Consider the following 19,599-nt stretch of genomic DNA (forward strand, 5'->3'; position numbering starts at 1 on the left):
ATCGGGGAATCGCAGCGCCCGCCGGACAATTCCCGATTTAGCGGATCAGATCGGTCCACCCAGTTCAGGAATGCACGGACAAGGCGATGTGAAATCAATAAATATGGAGTCGCCGAAGTTTGCGCAAGCGACAGTTCACCCCCACCAGCCACAGCGCCGGCCGGGGAAAATCGGGGTTGAAATTTACGGGAAACGTTCCCCGACGGCGGTCCGGATAGGACAGCCGCCGGGGAATGGTCTGCGATCAACCCGCCGTCAGGCCCCGCAGCTGGCGTGTGGCCACGGCCAGCATGGCCACGTCCATGTGCGCCACGCCGCGCAGTTCCGACAGCAGCGACTGGATGCGGTCCACCGGGCCGGCCTTGGCGGCCAGCCAAGCGTCGATCAGCGCCGCGACGTCATCGCCCTCCCCCGCCAGCACGCGGGCCGCCAGGCGGCCCTGCAGGCTGTAGAGGTCGTCGACGATGGCCCCCAGGGCCTGGCGCTGCCAGTGGGTGGTGGTTTTCACCGCCCCCGCCCGGCCGCGCAGCCAATCGAAGCCCAGCCGCTCACCCAGCGTGAAGTGCACCGCGGCCACCTTTTCCACACCCCGGTTGGTCTCCACCGCGATCTGGCTGATATCCGTGGCGGCGGCCAGCGCCGGCAAGGCCGCCACGTGGTGGGCCAACTCCTCCGGCACCCCGGCCCGGGTCAGTTCATCCTTCTTGGCGGCCAGATCGGCGGCGGCGTCGGGCGACAGGATGTCGGCCAGCGCCTTGGACAGCACCTTCACCGCCGGGCCCAGGCGGGCGATGCCGGCCGCCATGTCCAGCGGGTGGCTGCTGTTCAGCAGGATCCACGGCACCGCCCGACGCAGGAGCAGGCGCGTGGCCAGCCCCATGGTCGTCTGTGTGGCCGCCGGCACCTGGTTGTCCAGGGCGTCGATGGCCTTCCACACCCCCGGCAGACCAAAGGCGTCGCGCACGATGTGGTAGGCCCGGGCCACGTCCGCCTCACCCAGGCCGGTCTGCTCCACCATCTCGGCCACGAAACTGGGGCCGACGCGGTTCACCATGCTGTTCGTGGCCACGGTGGCGATGATTTCCCGGCGCAGCTGGTGTCCCGCCACCGCCTGCGGGTAGTGGCGCTGCAGCGTTTCCGGGAAGTAGTCCACCAGATCGGCCGCCATCTTGGCGTCGTCCGGCAGGTCGGAGCCCAGCAGCTTGTCGTACAGGTCGATCTTGGCATAGGCCAGCAGCACCGCCGTTTCCGGCCGGGTCAGGCCACGCCGGGCCTGGGCGCGCAAGGCCACCTCCTCATCGGTCGGCAGGAACTCGATGGCGCGGTTCAGTTTGCCGGCCTTTTCCATCAGGCGGATGAAGCGCGCCAGATCGTCCAGCGTGTCCGGGGCCACCGCCTCATCGATCGAAAGCGCCTGGGTCTGCTGGTAGTTGTCGGCCAGCACCAGCGCCGCCACGTCATCCGTCATGGTGGCCAGCAACGCGTCGCGCTGGGGCAGGGTCATGCTGCCCGTGTCCATCACGTCGCGCAGCAGGATCTTGATGTTGACCTCATGGTCGGAGGTGTCGACACCGGCGGAATTGTCGATGGCGTCGGTGTTGAGATGCACGCCGGCCTGCGCCGCCTCGATACGGCCGCGCTGGGTGAAGCCCAGATTGGCGCCCTCGCCCACCACCTTGGCGCGGACTTGGCGGCCGTCGATGCGCAGCGCGTCGTTGGCCTTGTCGCCCACCTCGGCGTTGGACTCGGTGCCGGCCTTCACATAGGTGCCGATGCCGCCCAGCCACAGCAGGTCCACATCCGCCTTCAGGATGGCCTGCATCAACTCGGCCGGGGTCATGCGCTCCACCGTGATGCCCAGGGCCTGGCGCACCTCCGCGCTGAGGGCCACGGACTTGGCCCCGCGCTCGAAGATCCCGCCGCCCTTGGACAGCTTGGAGACGTCGTAGTCCGCCCAGGACGAGCGCGGCAGGTCGAAGATGCGCTGACGCTCCTCCCAGCTGCTGGCCGCGTCCGGGTTGGGATCCAGGAAGATGTGACGGTGGTCGAAGGCGGCCACAAGGCGGATGTGCCGGGACAGCAGCATGCCGTTGCCGAACACGTCGCCTGACATGTCACCCACGCCCACGACGGTGAAATCCTGGGTCTGGCAGTCGCGGCCCAGTTCGCGGAAATGGCGCTTCACCGCCTCCCACGCGCCGCGGGCGGTGATGCCCATCTTCTTATGGTCGTAGCCGGCGGAGCCGCCCGAGGCGAAGGCGTCGTCCAGCCAGAAGCCATAGTCACGGCTGACGCCATTGGCGATGTCGGAGAAGGTGGCCGTGCCCTTGTCCGCCGCCACCACCAGGTAGGGGTCGTCACCGTCCAGACGCACCACGTCCTTGGGATGGACCACCTGGCCCTTCACCAGGTTGTCGGTGATGTCCAGCAGGCCGCGCATCATGGTCTTGTAGCACTCGATGCCCTCGGCCAGCGCCGCCTCGCGGCCGGCCGAGGCCGGCGGCGGGTTCTTGACCACGAAGCCGCCCTTGGACCCCATGGGCACGATGACGGCGTTCTTCACCATCTGCGCCTTGATCAGGCCCAGGATTTCCGTGCGGAAATCCTCCTTGCGGTCGGACCAGCGGATGCCGCCGCGCGCCACCTTGCCGCCGCGCAGATGCACGGCCTCGACCCGGGGGCTGTAGACCCAGATTTCCACCATGGGCCGGGGCAGCGGCAGGTCGTCGATGGAGCGGCTGTCCAGCTTGAACGACAGATAGGTCTTGGGCTGGCCGTCCGGCCCCTTCTGGAAGAAGTTGGTGCGCAACGTGGCGCGGATGAGGTTCAGCATCCGGCGCAGGATGCGGTCCTCGTCCAGGTTGGTGACCTGGTCCAGGGCGTGGTCGATCTCCACCACCAGGCCCATGCGCTGGCTGTCCACCTCGTCCCGCCCCAGCTTGGTCAGGATGGCCGGGTCATGGGCCAGGTGGAACAGGCGCACCAGCAGCTTGGTGATGCGCACATGGGCCGCCAGCGTATCCTCGATATAGGATTGGGAGAAGTCGAAGCGGGCCTGGCGCAGGTACTTGGCATAGGCGCGCACCATGGTGACGTCGCGCCAGGCGAGGCCCGCGCCCAGCACCAGCTTGTTGAAGCCGTCGGTCTGGGCCTCGCCGGTCCAGACACGCATGAACGCGTCCTCGAACGCGTCCTTCACGGCATCCAGCTCGACGGCCTGACCATTGGCCATCTTCATCTCGAAATCCTGGATCCAGATGGACCGGTCGCGGCCGGGCAGGCGCACCTCGTGCGGGCCGCCCTCCGCCAGGATCCTCAGGCCCAGATCCTCCAGCATGGGCAGGGCCTGGGACAGCTGCACCGGCGTGCCGTCATGATAGACCTTGAAGAACAGCTCGTGCGGCTCGGCCTCCACTGGGCGGTGCAGGTTCAGCGCGATGCGGCCCGTCTCGGCCACCGTTTCCAGCCGCTCGATATCCATCACGGCGGCTTCGGGGGTGTAGGTCTCGCGATAGCCGTCAGCCAGGGTGCCGCGGCGGTAGCGGCGGGCCAGGCGCAGGCCGACCTCCTCCCCCTTGGCATCGACCAGGGCCTGTTGCAGCCGCTCGCCCCAGCCGCGCGCCGCCTCGATCAGCGTCTCCTCGATGTCGCGGACGTCGAAGTCCGGGACCTTGCCGGGCGTGGTCTGGATGATCAGGTGGGCGCGGGCCAGCACGCTTTCCGACAGCATGACGTGGCTTTGCGTCGTCTTGCCCTCGAACGCCTGCTCCAGGATGCCCTGAAGGCGCAGCCGCAGGTCGGTGTCGTAGCGGTCGCGGGGGACGTAGATCAGGGCGCTGACGAAGCGTTCGAACGGGTCCTTGCGCACGAACAGGGCCACGCGCTGGCGGTCCTGCAGGTGCAGGACGCCCATGGCGATGTCGAACAGCTCATCATCGCTGATCTGGAACAGCTCATCGCGGGGATAGCTTTCCAGGATGTGCAGCAGGGCCTTGCCGTCGTGGCTGGACTTGTCGAAGCCCGCCCGCTCCAGCGCCCGGTTCACCTTCTGGCGCAGATAGGGAATCTCACGCGCCGTCCGGTTATAGGCGACGGAGGTGAAGAGGCCGACGAACAGCCGCTCCCCGATCTCCACGCCCTTGTCGTCGAACAGCTTCACCATCACGGCGTCCAGGGGCGCCGGGCGGTGGACGGTCGAATCCTTGTTGGCCTTGGTCACCATGATGGCGCGTGGCTGGCGCACGAAGGCGCGCACGTCCGGCGGCAGCTGGGCGAAGTAGCGCAGGCCGTCGAAGACCGAGACATCGTCGTCGCGCAGGATGCCCAGGCCGGCCCCGCTCAGGATGTCCAGCGTGTCCTGGCCATCTTCCTGCCCGAAGCGGTATTCCCGCACGCCGAGGAAAATGAAGTGGTCGTCGTCGATCCACTCCAGGAAATCCACGCCTTCCGCCACCTCGGCGGCGTCCAGCGGCTGGTTGGCCTTCTTCGACTCGGCGATGGTATCGGCCACCCGCTGGCGCATGGCGGTGAAGTCGTCCACGGATGCCCGCACGTCGGCCAGGACATGCGCCAGGCCGGCACGAACCTCTTCCAGCAACTCAGGCGAGGTCTGCTGGTCGACCTCCACATGCATGAAGCTCTCGGCCTTGGCGTCGGCGGGGGCGGCCTGCGGCTCATACAGCTCAACCAGGCGTCCCTCGGCGTCGCGCCGCACCTTCACCACCGGATGGATGACCAGGTGGACGGTCAGGCCGTGGCGGTTCAGTTCCGCCGAAACGCTGTCCACCAGGAAGGGCATGTCGTCGTTGACGATCTGCACCACGGTGTGGGGGGCGTGCCAGCCGTCCTGCTCCACCTTGGGATTGCAGACGCGCACCTGGGCGACGCCGGCCTTGCGGACCGCGCCGAACTGCCACATGGCGATGGCGGCGCCGTACAGCTCATCGCTGCTGCTGCGCAGGATATCGTCCGGGGGCACGTTGGCGTAGAACTGCCGAACGAAGCGTTCGGCCGGACCGGACTTCTCCCGCGACAGGCGGTCCCGCACCTTGGCGGCGATCTGGTCGGTCAGCTCGGATTTGCGCTGCTCTGCTTTGAGCGCCATGGGTCTCTCTCCCGAAGTCGGGCCGTCTCTCAACATGTGGCTCTCACATGCCGGCGGCCCGTTAATTCGCGGGGCCTACCATAGGCAAACCGCGGTGGGGAAACGAAGGGGCATCCCGCCCCCTAGGACAATAAGAAGATTGTCGTCTTTTAACAGGGGCCGGTGAACTTTCTCTTGCCGTCAAAAGCGTCTCGGACAACACATTCTGTCGCGCCCCGGGACGGGCCTCCGCCCCGGGCCCGGAAAAGGTGCCCAGAAAACAGATTTGGCGGGAGACTCGTGACCAGCGACCGGCAGCCCCAAGCCGCCCCCACCGTGTCGCCCCCGGCGGCGGCACCCTCGCCCGAGCGGGCGTCCATCGGCCTCACCGCCGTGATCGTGGCGGTGACGCGGGAGGTGCCGCGCGTGCTGGTGGTGCGGCGCCTGACCCATGACTTGGCCACACCGCAGCAGCAGGCCAGCGGTGACTGGGACGCGCTGCCCTTCGGCCCCTTCGCGCCCGAACGGCACCGCACCCTGGAGCAGGGCCTGCGCCGCTGGGTGACGGAACTGACGGGCCTGCCATTGGGCTATGTTGAGCAGCTGTACACCTTCGGCGACCGCTACCGCGATCTGCGCGAGGTGGACGGCGACACCCGCGTGGTGTCCGTCGGCTACATCGCCCTGACGCGCGAGGCACCGCTGTCGGGTTCCGGCGCCGCCGAGTGGCACGACTGGTACAGCTATTTCCCGTGGGAGGATTGGCGCGACGGCCGGCCGGCCGTCATCGCCCGCACCCTGCTGCCAGCGCTGGAGCGCTGGGCGGCGCACGACCCCGACCTGGCCGCCCTGCGCCGCGACCGCGTGCACACCACCTTCAGCCCCGACGACGACGCCTGGGACTATGAACGGGTGCTGGAGCGGTATGAGCTGCTGTACGAGGCCGGCCTGGTGGCCGAGGCGCCGCGCGACCGCGCCGTGCTGGCCCGCCTGGCCCAGAATGGCAAGCTGCCGGCCGACGTGGCGGGATTGTGGTCGGGCCCGGTGCAGCCCGACGCCCTGGGCGCCACCGGCATTCCCATGGCGCAGGACAACCGCCGCATCCTGGCGGCGGCGCTGGGCCGGGTACGGGGCAAGCTGAAATACCGGCCAGTGGTGTTCGACCTGCTGCCGCCGCAGTTCACGCTGTTCCAGCTGCAGCGCCTGGTGGAGGCGCTGTCGGGCGTGCGCCTGCACAAGCAGAACTTCCGCCGCCTGCTGATCGCTGGTGGCCTGGTGGAGGCGACGGGCGCCCTGGAAGTGCGCACCGGCGGCCGTCCCGCCGAACTCTACCGCTTCCGCCGCGAAATCCTGCGCGAACGCGCCGCCGCCGGCGTCGGCTTGCCCACCATACGCATCACGGAGTGATGGTTTTTTCGGCCCTCAAGCGCCGGGCGCCGCCATCCGGCGGCCGCCGGCGCACAAGGTCACTCCAGATAAGCATCCACTTCGGCCGCCGCGCGATCCAGCGGCCAGTCCAGCCGGTCGATGATCTGTTCCACGGCGGTGTCCGCGTCCAGGGTGCGGCGGCCCAGCCGGTCCAGGATATCGTTCAGCACGTTTTCCTCGGCCACCGTCGCCGGGGCGTAGGACTTCAGGATCTCAAGCGCCTTGCTCATGGGACTGCCGGACTCGCTTCTGGATTGTGCAAACGGGGTGCGGGTTATAGCACGCCCCGCCGTCCCCCGCACTGCCACACCGTCCCCCGCCATCACCTTTAGCGCCACCGTGGCGCACGCGCCTCAGGGCCGGCGGAACCGGGCGGCCACTTCCAGGTGGGGGGACCACAGGAACTGGTCCACCGGCACCAGCCGTTCCAGGACGTAACCACCGCCCAGCAGCAGGGCGGCGTCGCGGGCGAAGCTGACCGGGTTGCAGGAGATGGCGACCACCACCGGCACGGTCGACGCCGCCAGCGCCGCCGCCTGGGACGGGGCCCCGGCGCGCGGCGGGTCGAACACCACCGCCTGGTAGGCGGCCAGCTCCGCCGGCGACAGCGGTTCCTTGAACAGGTCGCGGCGTTCCACGGTCACGGGATGGCCGCCCGCGCCCTGCCGCGCCACCGCCTCCAGCGCCTGGATGGAGGCGCCGTCGCCCTCCACCGCGTGCACCGGCGCCAGGGTGGACAGGGGGAAGGTCAGCGTGCCGCTGCCGGCGAACAGGTCGGCGATGCGGCCGCCCCCATGCGAAAGGGCGCCGTGGGCGCCGCCGCGCGACAGGGCATCCTGGGCACCCGCCAGCGCCTCCGCCACCAGGGCGGCCTCGCCCTCGGCACTGGCCTGCAGGAAGGCGCCCGGTGCCGGCGACACCGTCACCGGCCCGAAACGCACCACGCCGGTGCGGCGGAGCGCTATGGGCTCCAGCGGCGCGCCCGTACGCTTGGCCCAGGACAACCGCGCCACGTCCTGCGCCTCGGCGAAGGCGCCCAGCTTTTCCAGGGCGTCCAGGTCCGGCTGCGGCAGCCCCAGCAGCACCACGTCGGGGCCGTCGTCCAGCAGGGTCAGCGCCACGTCCAGCGTGTGCTCATCCGGCAGCAGGTCCAGCAGCAGGGCGCGCAGGGGGGCCACCAGCGCCATCAGCCGGGGGGCCAGCACCGTGCATTCCTCGATATCCACCAGGCGGTGGCTGGCGCGTTCATTGAAGCCCAGCCACATGCGGCGGCCCCGGCGGGCGCCGGCCAGCACGGCGCGGCGTCGGGCATGGGGCGGCGTTCGCACCAGCGGCGCGAAAGACAGATCGGTGATGCCGGCGCGCGCCAGGGCATGGCGCAACTGGTCCACCTTCCAGGCGCCATAGGTGTCGGCGTCCAGGTGCTGCAGGGTGCAGCCGCCGCAGATGCCGAAATGGCGGCAGGCGGGGTCGGCCCGGCCCGGCCCCTCGGCCAGCAGGGACACCGGTTCCACCAGCCAACCTTCGCCGCGCTGCTGGGTCAGGCGCACCATCAGCCGGTCGCCCACCAGGGTCTGGGGCACGAACAGGCGATGGCCCTGCCAATGGGCGACCCCGTCACCCAGGGCGCCGACGCTTTCCACCACGATCTCGACGGGTCCGGTGGTGGGTGGCTCCACCACCGGGCGGGCGGCGGGACGACGGGTCTGGTGGCGGCCGGCGGATGGACGGCTGGCCGGCGGCTTGCCGCCGCGGCCGGGGGTGGGACGGCGGTTCACAGGAAACCCTCCAAAGCGGGACGCAGATCGTCGGTGATGGGGATCGGCCGATGGCTGGCCCCGTCCACGAGAACGGAAACGGACAGGGCCGTGGCGTGGCAGCGGCTTTCCCCCTTGGTGGTCACAAACAGCGCGCTGCCCGTGGTCCAGGAGGTGCGGCCCAGGCGTACCAGGCGGGTGCCCACGCGCACCGCGCTCGGGTAGGTGATCTCCGCCAGATAGTCGATGGTGATCTTGCGCATCACGATGGCATGACGGCGGAAATCCGCCGCCTGGCGCAGGGACTGGTGCAGCGCCACGCGTCCCGATTCGAAATAGACGCCAAAGGCGTTGTTGTTGACGTGCCCCACCGGGTCCAGGTCATTGAAGCGCACGTGCTCATCCGTCCAGAATCGATAGCTGGCGGCATCGGCCAGGTCGAAAGGCAGGTCGGCCGCGCCGGAGAGCGGCGGCGGAGGCGAAGTCGGGATGGACACGGGCGTTAAGTTCCTGTGACGGGGCGGGATCCGCCCCTGGGATTAGGGGCCTAAGACGGCATTTGGCAAGCGGGGCGGCGTGACGGCCCCGGGGAAGGGTGCTATAGCTGCCCATTATCTGCCCCACACACCCTATTATCACAGTGAAGGTCTGCCATGAGCGACACCAACAACTCCACCGCGGAAGCCCTGTTCGAGAAGGCGCTGAGCGTCGCGGAAAAGCATCTTGAGGCGGCGCTCAAGGAAGCCGGCCCCCTGGCCGCCTATGTCGCCGTCGCCATGATCGAAGTGGCCGTGAACCAGGCCGTCGAAGAAACCACCCACCAGGACGTGGTCGACATGCTGCATGACCTGGCCAACCAGATCGAGCAGGACGCCGACGAGGAAGAGGAATAATCGCGACTTCGCGATCCGTCCCGATCTCGCGTTTTTGAGGCCGCCGGCATCGGCCCCTTCATCGATGGAAGGGACGGGTGCCGGCGCTTCTGTTTTCAGGCTTCCCCTCGGGCTCGCCCTTTTGGACGCCTAATATTTAGGCAATTTTCTTCGGGTCTGCCGACAAAGGCGCCGATATTTGACGCGCCCGGTTGATAAGTGCCTGATAGGCCTACGGTAAGCGCTCAAACTTAACCGCGACGCCGCCCATATCTTGGGCATATGCCCGCAGGGAAGCCGGATCGGCCCTCCTTTCCGCCCATAATTTAGCCACGCCATCCCCGAACGAAGCCCCAACACCGTCTAGGTGCGCTGCGGCACGGAGTTTGAAAGAGGACGCGCGCTCTTTTGGTGAGGGCACGGGTTCGCTGATGGCTTGTCCCCCCGGGGGGTGTGGCCTGGGGCTGCTGGGAACGACTGGGAATGGGGAGCGGGATGAGCCGTTTGCTGGGAAAGCGTTTAGTTGGAATGGGCGCGATGGCGCTGGCGGCGCTCACGCCCGCCTTGGCCTTCGCGCAGGACGCGGCGGCCCCCGTCGCCGAAGCCGCGGCGGCGGCGGCGGCGGCGGCACCGGCGGCCCCCACCATCAGCGGGGGCGACACGGCGTGGATGCTGACGTCCACCGCCCTGGTGCTGATGATGACCATCCCCGGCCTGGCGCTGTTCTACGGCGGCATGGTGCGGAAGTTCAACGTGCTGGCCATGGTGATGCAGAGCTTCGCCATCACCTGCCTGGTGACCGTCCTCTGGGCGCTGGTCGGCTATAGCCTGTCCTTCACCGCCGCCAGTGACGCGGCGGATGCCAAGGAATTCATCGGCGGCTTCAGCCGCGTGCTGCTGGCGGGCATGGACCCGACCGGCACCCACGCCCTGGCCCCGACGATTCCGGAGCCGGTGTTCATGATGTACCAGATGACCTTCGCGATCATCACGCCGGCGCTGATCACCGGCGCCTTTGCCGATCGCATGAAGTTCTCGGCTATGCTGGTCTTCATCACGCTGTGGTCACTGCTGGTCTACGCCCCGGTGGCGCACACCGTGTGGCATCCCAACGGCTTCATGGCCAAGCTGGGTGTGCTGGACTTCGCCGGCGGCACGGTGGTGCACATCAACGCCGGCATCGCCGGCCTGGTGGCCTGCCTGGTCATCGGCAAGCGCAAGGGCTACCCTAACGCCGACTTCAGCCCGCACAACCTGGTGCTGAGCCTCATCGGCGCCTCGCTCCTGTGGGTGGGCTGGTTCGGCTTCAACGCCGGCTCGGCCCTGACCGCCGGCCCGCGCGCCGGCATGGCGATGACGGTGACCCAGGTGGCCACCGCCGCCGCCGCCCTGGCCTGGCTGTTCGTCGAGTGGGCCTTGAAGGGCAAGCCCTCCGTCCTGGGCATCATCTCCGGCGCCGTCGCCGGCCTGGTGGCCATCACCCCGGCCGCCGGCTTCGTCGACACCGTGGGCGCCTTCGCCATCGGCATCGCCGCCGGCGTCATCTGCTTCTTCACCGCCGTCTACATGAAGCGCGCCCTGGGCTATGACGACAGCCTGGACGCCTTCGGCGTGCATGGCATCGGCGGCATCGTCGGCGCCCTGCTGACCGGCGTCTTCGCCAAGATGGCCATCGGCAACAGCGAGGGTGCCTTCGCCGCGGCCCTGAAGGACGCGCCGGACACCAAGCTGGGCCTGATCGAAGGCAATGCCGGCCAGGTGCTGATCCAGTTGGAAGGTGTCGCCTTCACCGTCGTGTGGTGCGCCGTCATCACCTTCGTGCTGCTGAAGATCATCGACCTGGTGATCGGCCTGCGCGTGGATGAGGATATCGAGCGCGACGGCCTGGACATCGCCCTGCACGGCGAGTCCATCCACTGAAACACCGGGGCGGGGCAGCCCTGAACGGAAACCGCCGCCGGGGTCACCCCCGGCGGCGGTTTTCATTTGTACGCTACGAACGGTCTGCGCTTCAGCCGCCGTCGCTCACCCCGCCGCCACGGCGGTGGGGCGGATTTCGCCGACGGTGTCGCCCCTGCGGCTGGTGACGGGCGCCACCGCCAGGTGGGCGACGCCGTCCCATACCGTGTCGGGCAGCACGCCCAGGCGCTTCAGCACCGCCGCCATGGCGGGACCGGCGGCGCGGGGGGCTCCGTCCTCGATCTTCAGCGCGATGCCCAGCCCGTGTTCCGGCAGCACGGCGCAGCACACCCCCTCCGCCCCCGACTTCAGCAGCACGGCGGAGTTGGCGGCGCGCATGACCTCGGTATCGAAGTTGCCGGTGCCGCCCACCAGTTCCGGATGCGCCGCCCAGGCGCGGCGCAGGCGCATCACCGCCTCCGCCCGCCGGTCGGGCAGGCCGTCGGGGTCGGCCAAGCGGGCCATGCCCAGCGCCAGGGCGCCCAGGGGCAGGCCGATGGTGGGGATGGAGCAGCCGTCCACGCCCCAGGGCGCGCGGCTGAGATCCTGGCCCGTCACCTGTTCGATGACGCCCAGGATGCGCTGTTGCACCGGATGCTGGTAGCGGACGTAGCCGGCCAGCTTCTCCCCCTTGTGCTTGGCCACCGCCAGGAAGCCGGTGTGCTTGCCGGAGCAGTTGTTGTGCAGGGCGGTGGGCGTCCGTCCCGCCGCCAGCAGGCTTGCGGCCGTCGGCTCATGCGTCGGCAGATGGGCGCCGCATTCCAGATCGCCCGCCGACAGGCCCAGCCGGCCCAGCCAGGCAGCGACACGCTCGGTGTGCATGGCCTCCCCCTGGTGGGAGGCGCAGGCCAGCGCCAGTTCCTCATCCGTGACGGCGTAGGCGTCGGCCGCCCCGCTTTCGATCAGGGGAATGGCCTGCAAGGCCTTGTTGGAGGAGCGGGGATAGACCAGCCCGTCCATGTCACCCCAATGGGCCACCACGCGGGCGGCGGCGTCGACCACCACGACCCGGCCGCGATGGCGCGATTCCACCATGGCCCCCCGCGTCACCTCCACCAGGATGGGCGCGTCGGAGCGGTCGGGGATGTCGATCTGGCGCACGGTGGCCGCTGCCGCCGGCGCGTGGCCGCCGCAGCAGCCCCCCTCATGGTCATGGCCGTGGGTGTCATCATGGTCGTGGTCGTGCATGGCCGGCCGCTCTGCCTTGGGGTTGGTCCGTCGCGCGGGTTCTCCCCCGGCCGGGGCATGACTGCAATCCTGAATCCCGGGGGGCTGGAACCTTGCCCAAGGGGCTTGCCTTGTGCAAGGTGCGCGACATGCGCGGATATTTCGCCCTGGGCGCCGAGGGGATCAGCAAGTCGGGCAACATCGGGACCATCATGCGCTCCGGCCATGCGTTCGGGGCGAGTTTTGTGTTCACCGTGAACGCGGCCCTGGACCTGGAAGAGGTCAACCGGGTGGACACATCCGGCGGCCAGGACCACGTCCCGCTCTACACCTATCCCAGCGTGTCGGCCATGGCCCTGCCCGAGGGCTGCACCCTGGTGGGCGTGGAACTGACGGATGACGCGGTGGACCTGCCCAGCTTCCGCCACCCGCTGCGGGCGGCCTATGTCCTGGGGCCGGAGCGCGGCAGTTTGTCGCCGGCCATGCAGGCGCGCTGCGAGCACATCATCAAGATCCCCATCAAGTTCTGCGTCAACGTGGCCGTGGCCGCCGCCATCGTCATGTACGACCGCATGATCTCGCTGGGCCGCTTCGCCGAGCGCCCGGTGCGGGCCGGCGGCCCCATCGCGCCCGCCCCGGCCCATGTCCACGGCCGCCAGAAGGTGCGCAACGTGGACAGCAAGCGCATGCGCCCCCTGCTAGGCGGTTGGGAATAAGCGCCCTGGCCGTCTGGGAATAAGAGCCGGTCTCGCCTATATTATCGGTCTCAAGTGGCTTACCCGCCGCCGCCTCCCCGCAACCCCGGTCGCGGGTTCCGGGGGGCTTTCGTTCGCGGTCGCGGATTCCTTCCCCGTTCGGCCCTCCCTGGGCCGGCATCAGAGGAGACCGACGCCATGCCGACCCGCCTTTCCCCACCGCTGACCGCATCCGCCGCCCTGCTGGGGGCGGCCTTGTTCGCTATGCCCGCCGGCGCGCAGCAGACCACCACGGCCCAGCCCACGGCCACCACCCAATCGGTGTCCGTCCCCGCGCCGGGACCCCGCCGCGCCAATGGCGCCACCCAGCAGGAAGACATCATCATCACCCCCCGCATCTACCCCAACCCCGAGGAGGACGACGCCTTCCACCGGGCGGAGTACGAGCGGCTGAACGCCATCTACGGCAGGCCGGTGCCCCTGAACACCCGCGCCGACACCCTGATGGATGTTCCCCTGGGCAAGCTGCCGCAGGATCGTTCCGCCCTGCGCGCCATCATCGCCGACCCCGACACCCCGCACCTGAGCCAGGTGGTGTCACCTGAATCCAAGTAGGTGCCCAGCGGGCGCTTGAGGTCCGGCGGAAACGCGAACGGCCCCGCCGGGATGCCGGGCGGGGCCGTTCGTCGTGGCGGAGGGCCGATGCGGATCAGTCGTTGCGGATCTGCATGTAGGCGATGGGGTTGAGGTCCCACGGGAAATGAATCCAGGTGTCCTGCGACACCTCGGTGATGAAGGTGTCCACCAGCGGCCGACCGGCCGGCTTGGCATAGATGGTGGCGAAATGCGCCTTGGGCATCATGTTGCGCACGATGGCGGCGGTCTTGCCGGTGTCCACCAGGTCGTCGACGATCAGCCAGCCTTCGCCATCACCTTCCACCGCCCCCGGCGGCTTCAGGTTCTGGGCGGTGCGCTGGTTCTGGTGGTCATAGCTGCTGATGCAGATGGTGTCGATCAGGCGGATGTTCAGTTCACGCGCCAGGATCGCGGCCGGCACCAGGCCGCCGCGGGTGATGGCGACGATGCCCTTCCACGGCCCCTTGTCGCTGATGCGCCAGGCGAGCGCCTTGGCATGACGGTGCAGCTCTTCCCAGGTGACGGGGAAGTTCTTGGCGGTATCGGCGTGCTTGGTCATGGGGGCGGCGCTCCGCAAAACAGTCAAAAAATTCACACAACGGCAGGATTTGGTAGATAGCCCATCCCCGCCCCCTGGACAATGCATCGCGACGCACCGCCGCTTCGCCCGCCGTGCGGGGCCGGATCGGGGCCGGATCGGGGGGCGAAAAGAAATCGTGGGGGGATGAAAAAAGCTGTTGCATCCCCCCCGATCATCCTCTACAAGCACCCACCTCACCGGCCGACACCGGCGAGACGAAAAAGCGCCCGTAGCTCAATTGGATAGAGCACCAGACTACGAATCTGGGGGTTGGAGGTTCGAGTCCTTCCGGGCGCGCCATTCGCTTCAAGTGACAGGCGAATAGATAGGTTAGGCCGTTGAATTGATCCGGCGCTCTCCTTTCTAAAAATACTCTCCTATACATCCTTCATGTCAGTCTGGCCTCACAGCGTGCTCATGCCGCCGTCGATGATCAGTTCGCTGCCCACCGTGTAGCGCGACTCGTCCGAGGCCAGGAACACCACATACTTGGCGACCTCCACCGGCTCGCCGAAGCGGCCGGCCGGGATTTGCGCCAGGATGCCGGCGGCCATGGCGTCCATGTCGGCCGGGGCCAGGCCCAGCTTGCCGTAGAGCGGGGTGGCGATGGGGCCCGGGCTGACGGCGTTCACCCGCACGCCTCGGCCAATCAGTTCACCCGACAGCGTGCGTGCCATGGAGATCAGCGCGGCCTTGGTGGCGGCGTAGACGCTGGAATTGGGCATGCCGATGTGGGCGTTGATCGAGGTGTTCAGGATGATGGACGCCGGATTGGCCAGGAGCGGCAGCAGGGCCTGGACCAGGAAGTAGGGTCCCTTCACGTTCACGGCGAAGGAGCGGTCGAAGCCGGCCTCGTCCCATGCCTCCACCGGGCGGAAATCAGCCACGCCGGCGTTGATGAAGACGGCGTCCAGCGCACCGAAGGCCTGTGCCACCTGCTCCGCGATGGCCCTCTGACCGGCCACGTCGCCGGCGTCGGCCTGGATGACCAGGGCGTTCGGCCCCAACGCCTCACGCGCCTGGGCCACGCTGGCGGCACTGCTGCCGGTGACGGCCACCCGGGCGCCCTCGGCAATGAACTGGCGGGCCGTCTCCAGGCCGATGCCACTGGTGCCGCCGGTGATCAGGGCGGTCTTGTTCGCTAAACGGGCCATGATGCGTATCCTTGTCCTTGAAGGGGCCTTCGCGTCATCGCCGGCCCGACACCCTTAGGAATACGCTTCACTCCTTGCGTGAAAAATGGCCATGACCTGGTGATATCGTTCCGATTTTATGAACGATCATTTTCCGACGCACGGGGAGCGGGCGGGCGTCGGCGGCGCCCTCCCGTCGAAACGCGGGTCAGGCCGCCGCCGCGACCGCCACCGGTGCCCAGGCGAAGTCCGGATAGAACGCCGCCATCAGCCGGTCGGTGTAGGCCAGCAGGTTGAGGTAGCACAGCACACGGCGGCGCAGGTCCGTGTCAAAATAGGGCGTCAGCAGGCCGGCCAGCATGCCCAGCGCCGTGGCGTCCACGGCACTGGGCCGGTCGCCCATGAAATAGGGCTGATCCCCCAGCAGGACCGACAGGGCGGATAGTGAGCGGTCGCACAGGCCGGTCACCTCATCGGCCGTGTGACGGGCGGGGCCGGCGGCGCGGACGTTCTGCGTCACCCGCTCCAGCACCGTCCGGCGCAGCTCTTCCCGCATCGCCTCGGGCACGCGGTTGAAGAACTGGGCGGGCCCCTTCTCAAAATTCTCCGGGATCAACCAGCGACCGTAGACCAGGGTCCAGTACAGCTGGTTTTCCAGCAGGCGCTCGATCGCCCAGGCCTCCGCCCGCTGGCGCGGGGTAAGGCCGGCGTCGAGGTCCACCCCATAGGTTTTTTCGATATGGGCGCGGATGAAGGTGCTGTCCCCCACCCGCAGGCCGTCGTCCTCAATGAAGGGGATCTGGCCCTTGGGTCCCTGGTCGGGCATGGCCTGCGTCTTCACATAGGGCAGGCCCGCCATCTTCAGCTGCACCTCCGCCTTGATGACGAAGGGGCTGGCATCGGGCAGACCGAACAGGGCGCCACCACCATACAGGGTGATGGGCTGGGCGGGCACGGGGGCGGGCTGGGCGACGGTCATGGCGGGGTTCCTTTATCTTCCGGCGGGCATCTTCCGGCGGGCCAGCGGGGGCGGGCCAGCGGGGGCGGGCTTGTCGATGCCCCCGTTCTACTGCCATCCTGCTGCCAACATGCTGTCAGCAGCGTTGAGCCAGGGTCCTCCGCATGAGACGCGCCGACCGCCTTTTCCAGATCATCCAGATCCTGCGCCGCAGCCGGGGCCCCCTGACGGCCGACGCCATCGCCGCCGAGTTGGAGACATCCAGGCGCACGGTCTATCGCGACATCGCCGACCTGATGGCCCAGCGCGTCCCCATCCGGGGAGAGGCCGGCATCGGCTATGTGCTGGAGGATGGTTACGACCTGCCGCCGCTGATGCTGACACCCGATGAGATCGAGGCCGCGGTGCTGGGCGCGCAATGGGTGGCGGCACAGGGGGAGGCGACGCTGGCCCGCGCGGCGCAGGATCTGATCGCCAAGATCGCGGCGGCCGTGCCGGAACGCCTGCGCCCCTACGTGCTGGAACCGGCGGCCCGCACGCCGCCGCACAACGACGCGCCCACCGACCGCTTGGATGTCGCCCGGACCCGGGCCTGGATCCATGCCGGGCGCAAGATGACGCTGCGCTACGCCGACGAGGGCGGGCGGGAAAGCCGGCGCACCGTCTGGCCGGTGGCGGTGGCCTATCTGCAAACGGTGCGGCTGCTGGTGGCGTGGTGCGAACTGCGCCAGGACTTCCGCCATTTCCGCACCGACCGGGTGGTCGAGGCGACCTTCCTGGACGAGCGCTATCCCGAACGACCGGCGACCCTGCGCAGCCGCTGGCTGCATGGGCTGGAAGCGCATATCCGGCTACGGCGGGCCGAAAGGGCCGCCGCAGCGATCAGGGCAATCGATCCAGCAGGCTGACCAGATAGAAGGGCCGGCGGCTTTCCCGCACCTGATGGAAGCGCGGCGACCAGGTGAAGGCGTCGTGGATGCGCCGCGATAGCCGCGAGTCGGGATCGGCCGCGAAGAAATAGTGGTTGGCCAGCAGGCAGACGCCCCCAGGGGCCAGCAGATCGGCCACCCGCGCCGCCACCCCCTTCAGCGTGGCCGGGGTGAGGGGCGGCGGCAGGTAGTAGAGCGTGTCCGCGATGACCACCAGGTCGAACTGACCATCCAGCTCGCGTGGCAAATCCAGCACGTCGCCCTGGCGGAAGCTGACATTGCCATGGGCGGCCGACCGTATGGCGGCACGGTCCACGGCCGCCTGGGCGATGTCCATCCCCACCACGGCGTCCGCACGGGCGGCCAGCCGGGTGCTGAGCAGCCCCAGTCCACACCCCAGGTCCAGCGCCCTTGAGAAGCGGCGGCCAGCCGGCAGGCAATCGACGATACGGTCGTACTTCCATCCCTGGTAGCGATAGCGGTCGCTGCCCGAGGCCCAGGGATCGTCAAAGCGGCCATAGGCGTTCTCAAACGCCGCGCGCTGCCCAACCTCCCCCCGCCAGCGGCCGATGGCGCCATCGGTCTTGGCGCTGCGCAGGAACAGGCCGATGTCGGCGGGCGCCATGAAGCGGGCGCGGCGCCAGCGGGCCCGCAGCCCGCGATCCAGGGGCTGGGCGTCGGCGGACGGCAGTTCAACCTCGGACACGGCACCGCCAGCGGTGTCGGGAAAAGCCACCATGGTCGTTTCTCCAAGGCGGCCAGAGGAAAAACCGGGCGCCACGTTAAACGGAAGGGCCGGGAAAGACGGCCCGAATGACGTTCCTGAAAACCCAAGCGAGCGAGATCTTGGGGATGGGCATGGACGGCGATACCGCTGGCCATCGCCCGCCGGCGGATACCCCCGTTCTACATATATATGCAAAAAGGCATGCTTTCCCGAACTAATCAATAGCGCACACCTATCGCGGCCAATTGTCACGGAAGGGGATTGGAAAAATACAAATATCCGATAGGTTTTATTGCGCCGCAAAATGCGCTCATCCCCTTGTTCTATTTATATATATTGGATGTCGTCTCTGGAGTTTTTTGGCTTCCGCGCAGGCAAGGCGGCAACCCATGTTCCCGAAGGCGGGCCGGAAGATGACGCCCGGCACAAGATGGACACAGGCTTACGACGGTCGGGTGATCTTGATCTCCGCCCCCGGCGCGTCCGGTTCCAGGAAGCGCAGCAGCGCCTCCCCCTCCTCGCGCAGCGCCGCCTCATCCGACGGGGCCAAGGCGGCGAAAGGCTCCAGGGTCAGGGTCGCCAGCTTGGCCTTGCGCGCCGCCTTCCAGATGCCGGCGACGAAGCCATCCACCAGGAAGGTGGCGGCCACCTGAAGATTCTTGGCGACGATGCGGGGGCGCCAGGCCTCATCCACGATGCGGCCGCGGTCCGCATGGGCCAGGATGAGGTTGTCGAAGGCGGGGACGTAGCGCACCGGCGCCGGCGTTTCCGGCGGCGGGCGGGGGGCGTCGGGCAGGTCCCACAGCACCCTGCCCCGCTCATCGCGCAGCGCCACCAGCTCCGGCGCCATGGATTCCAGCACCGGCTTCAAGCCTTTCAGCCCGCACCAGGACTGCATGTCGGCGGCGGTGGCGGGACCGAAGGCGCCCAGGTAGCGGCGCACCAGATCCTGCAGGTCGCCCTGCAAATCCACCGCACCCTCCAGCCACTCCTCCGCGGCGACATAGAGCGGATCACGGGCCACGCCCCAGGGGCTGGTGTCGTCCGGCACCGTCACCAGGGGCAGGTGGCAGCGGACGGCGTGGCCCATGGCACGGTCGTCCGGCTCCTCCGGAAAGGCGTGCGCCAGGTGGGCGCGCAGACCGGTGAAGGTGTGCGGCAGGGACATGAAGGGCCGGGCCACGGCCGCGATGGGCAGCGGGTCGATGTGCCGCGTGCGGTCACCCAGCGCGAAAAAAGCGGCACCCAGCATGGGCTGGACCAGGCCGCGCCAGGCCAGATAGTCCCGGGCGCTGACCAAGTGCTGGGTGCCACGCAGCAGGGTGGCGCGAACAACATGGCGGTCGCGCAGGGCCGTCAGCAGATCGTCGCGTTGGAAGCCCAGCAGCCGGGACCAAAGGCCGATGAAGGGCGGTCGCGCTTCCTGCGCCTGCAGACCGGCCAGCGCCTCCACCGCCGCCACCACGCCGGCGGCGTGGCGCGACAGCAGCATCTGGCGGGCCAGCAGGGCACGGTTGAGGGCCGCGCGCGTCATGACCTGATTATTATCCACATCGCTCATTGTGGTAATTCCTCCCGGATCACAGGCGCCTATTCTGTAAATGCCGGACCGTTATGCCGTGGGTGGCGGGGACAAGGCCCTGGCGGGGCTTCCGCTCGGCCCCATATCAGGCAT

16 protein-coding genes and 1 tRNA gene are annotated in these 19,599 nt (G+C 68.6%); 7 read left to right on the top strand and 10 right to left on the bottom strand.

The features are described from left to right. Positions 1–244 precede the first annotated feature (244 nt). Positions 245–5,104, bottom strand: a complete 4,860-nt coding sequence (locus FHS74_RS20430; RefSeq protein ID WP_184804259.1) for an NAD-glutamate dehydrogenase — start codon at positions 5,102–5,104, stop codon at positions 245–247. Positions 5,105–5,383: 279 nt separating this feature from the next. Between FHS74_RS20430 and FHS74_RS20435 the strand changes: the two genes are divergently transcribed. Then, positions 5,384–6,490, top strand: a complete 1,107-nt coding sequence (locus tag FHS74_RS20435; RefSeq protein WP_425491334.1) for an NUDIX hydrolase — start codon at positions 5,384–5,386, stop codon at positions 6,488–6,490. A 59-nt stretch (positions 6,491–6,549) separates the two neighbouring features. Here the strand turns inward: FHS74_RS20435 and FHS74_RS20440 are convergent, their stop codons facing one another. The 3 genes from FHS74_RS20440 to FHS74_RS20450 form a co-directional block, all read right to left on the bottom strand. Then, on the bottom strand, positions 6,550–6,741 hold the full coding sequence (locus FHS74_RS20440; RefSeq protein ID WP_040848183.1) for a hypothetical protein: 192 nt from the start codon (positions 6,739–6,741) through the stop codon (positions 6,550–6,552). 123 nt (positions 6,742–6,864) lie between these two features. Continuing rightward, positions 6,865–8,289, bottom strand: a complete 1,425-nt coding sequence (locus tag FHS74_RS31185; RefSeq protein WP_184804262.1) for a class I SAM-dependent RNA methyltransferase — start codon at positions 8,287–8,289, stop codon at positions 6,865–6,867. Next, entirely contained in the window at positions 8,286–8,765 is a 480-nt protein-coding gene (locus tag FHS74_RS20450; protein WP_343066971.1) for an acyl-CoA thioesterase, read from the bottom strand. Before FHS74_RS20450 ends, FHS74_RS31185 begins: the two co-directional genes overlap by 4 nt. 156 nt (positions 8,766–8,921) lie before the next feature. Here FHS74_RS20450 and FHS74_RS20455 point away from each other — a divergent pair, with 156 nt between their 5' ends. Beyond that, the gene (locus FHS74_RS20455) at positions 8,922–9,161 is read left to right on the top strand and encodes a hypothetical protein (RefSeq protein WP_040843696.1); all 240 of its coding nucleotides are present in this window, start codon (positions 8,922–8,924) and stop codon (positions 9,159–9,161) included. Between the two features lie 474 nt (positions 9,162–9,635). After that, the gene (locus tag FHS74_RS20460) at positions 9,636–11,060 is read left to right on the top strand and encodes an ammonium transporter (RefSeq protein WP_184804265.1); all 1,425 of its coding nucleotides are present in this window, start codon (positions 9,636–9,638) and stop codon (positions 11,058–11,060) included. Between the two features lie 105 nt (positions 11,061–11,165). Here the strand turns inward: FHS74_RS20460 and FHS74_RS20465 are convergent, their stop codons facing one another. Then, positions 11,166–12,287 carry an asparaginase gene (locus tag FHS74_RS20465; RefSeq protein WP_184804268.1) on the bottom strand — a complete coding sequence of 374 codons (1,122 nt, stop codon included), beginning with the start codon at positions 12,285–12,287 and terminating at the stop codon, positions 11,166–11,168. A gap of 92 nt (positions 12,288–12,379) precedes the next feature. On the opposite strand from FHS74_RS20465, the gene FHS74_RS20470 reads away from it, so the two are divergent. Beyond that, on the top strand, positions 12,380–12,982 hold the full coding sequence (locus tag FHS74_RS20470) for a TrmH family RNA methyltransferase (protein WP_343066972.1): 603 nt from the start codon (positions 12,380–12,382) through the stop codon (positions 12,980–12,982). Between the two features lie 177 nt (positions 12,983–13,159). Beyond that, the gene (locus tag FHS74_RS20475) at positions 13,160–13,576 is read left to right on the top strand and encodes a hypothetical protein (protein ID WP_184804271.1); all 417 of its coding nucleotides are present in this window, start codon (positions 13,160–13,162) and stop codon (positions 13,574–13,576) included. Positions 13,577–13,670: 94 nt separating this feature from the next. Here the strand turns inward: FHS74_RS20475 and gpt are convergent, their stop codons facing one another. Beyond that, positions 13,671–14,156 (bottom strand): xanthine phosphoribosyltransferase, encoded by a 486-nt coding sequence (gene gpt / locus FHS74_RS20480; RefSeq protein ID WP_184804274.1) that lies wholly within the window; start codon positions 14,154–14,156, stop codon positions 13,671–13,673. A 244-nt stretch (positions 14,157–14,400) separates the two neighbouring features. On the opposite strand from gpt, the gene FHS74_RS20485 reads away from it, so the two are divergent. Next, positions 14,401–14,477 (top strand) — tRNA-Arg (locus FHS74_RS20485). A gap of 104 nt (positions 14,478–14,581) precedes the next feature. On the opposite strand, the gene FHS74_RS20490 is transcribed toward FHS74_RS20485, so the two are convergent. Further along, positions 14,582–15,331, bottom strand: coding sequence for an SDR family oxidoreductase (locus FHS74_RS20490; RefSeq protein WP_184804277.1), 750 nt, complete (start codon positions 15,329–15,331; stop codon positions 14,582–14,584). 187 nt (positions 15,332–15,518) lie between these two features. Then, complete coding sequence (locus FHS74_RS20495; RefSeq protein ID WP_184804280.1) at positions 15,519–16,289, bottom strand: glutathione S-transferase family protein; 771 nt, start codon at positions 16,287–16,289, stop codon at positions 15,519–15,521. 143 nt (positions 16,290–16,432) lie between these two features. On the opposite strand from FHS74_RS20495, the gene FHS74_RS20500 reads away from it, so the two are divergent. Further along, positions 16,433–17,176, top strand: coding sequence for a helix-turn-helix transcriptional regulator (locus FHS74_RS20500; protein WP_184804282.1), 744 nt, complete (start codon positions 16,433–16,435; stop codon positions 17,174–17,176). Here the strand turns inward: FHS74_RS20500 and FHS74_RS20505 are convergent. Beyond that, positions 17,151–17,936: a class I SAM-dependent methyltransferase gene (locus FHS74_RS20505; RefSeq protein ID WP_184804285.1), complete on the bottom strand. Its 786-nt coding sequence runs from the start codon at positions 17,934–17,936 to the stop codon at positions 17,151–17,153. The two genes, FHS74_RS20500 and FHS74_RS20505, sit on opposite strands and share 26 nt — an antisense overlap. Before the next feature lie 430 nt (positions 17,937–18,366). Next, positions 18,367–19,485 (bottom strand): winged helix DNA-binding domain-containing protein, encoded by a 1,119-nt coding sequence (locus FHS74_RS20510; protein ID WP_211106434.1) that lies wholly within the window; start codon positions 19,483–19,485, stop codon positions 18,367–18,369. Positions 19,486–19,599 lie beyond the last annotated feature (114 nt).

The organism is Nitrospirillum iridis (assembly GCF_014205765.1).
GTDB lineage: Bacteria > Pseudomonadota > Alphaproteobacteria > Azospirillales > Azospirillaceae > Nitrospirillum > Nitrospirillum iridis.

What these genes read in the sequence shown, in the direction of transcription:
- FHS74_RS20510 (WP_211106434.1), bottom strand. Translation starts at nt 19,485, where the DNA reads ATGAGCGATGTGGATAATAATCAGGTCATGACGCGCGCGGCCCTCAAC.
- FHS74_RS20505 (WP_184804285.1), bottom strand. Translation starts at nt 17,936, where the DNA reads ATGGTGGCTTTTCCCGACACCGCTGGCGGTGCCGTGTCCGAGGTTGAA.
- FHS74_RS20475 (WP_184804271.1), top strand. Translation starts at nt 13,160, where the DNA reads ATGCCGACCCGCCTTTCCCCACCGCTGACCGCATCCGCCGCCCTGCTG.
- FHS74_RS20440 (WP_040848183.1), bottom strand. Translation starts at nt 6,741, where the DNA reads ATGAGCAAGGCGCTTGAGATCCTGAAGTCCTACGCCCCGGCGACGGTG.
- FHS74_RS20460 (WP_184804265.1), top strand. Translation starts at nt 9,636, where the DNA reads ATGAGCCGTTTGCTGGGAAAGCGTTTAGTTGGAATGGGCGCGATGGCG.
- FHS74_RS20455 (WP_040843696.1), top strand. Translation starts at nt 8,922, where the DNA reads ATGAGCGACACCAACAACTCCACCGCGGAAGCCCTGTTCGAGAAGGCG.
- FHS74_RS20500 (WP_184804282.1), top strand. Translation starts at nt 16,433, where the DNA reads ATGAGACGCGCCGACCGCCTTTTCCAGATCATCCAGATCCTGCGCCGC.
- gpt (WP_184804274.1), bottom strand. Translation starts at nt 14,156, where the DNA reads ATGACCAAGCACGCCGATACCGCCAAGAACTTCCCCGTCACCTGGGAA.
- FHS74_RS20495 (WP_184804280.1), bottom strand. Translation starts at nt 16,289, where the DNA reads ATGACCGTCGCCCAGCCCGCCCCCGTGCCCGCCCAGCCCATCACCCTG.
- FHS74_RS20465 (WP_184804268.1), bottom strand. Translation starts at nt 12,287, where the DNA reads ATGCACGACCACGACCATGATGACACCCACGGCCATGACCATGAGGGG.
- FHS74_RS20490 (WP_184804277.1), bottom strand. Translation starts at nt 15,331, where the DNA reads ATGGCCCGTTTAGCGAACAAGACCGCCCTGATCACCGGCGGCACCAGT.
- FHS74_RS20430 (WP_184804259.1), bottom strand. Translation starts at nt 5,104, where the DNA reads ATGGCGCTCAAAGCAGAGCAGCGCAAATCCGAGCTGACCGACCAGATC.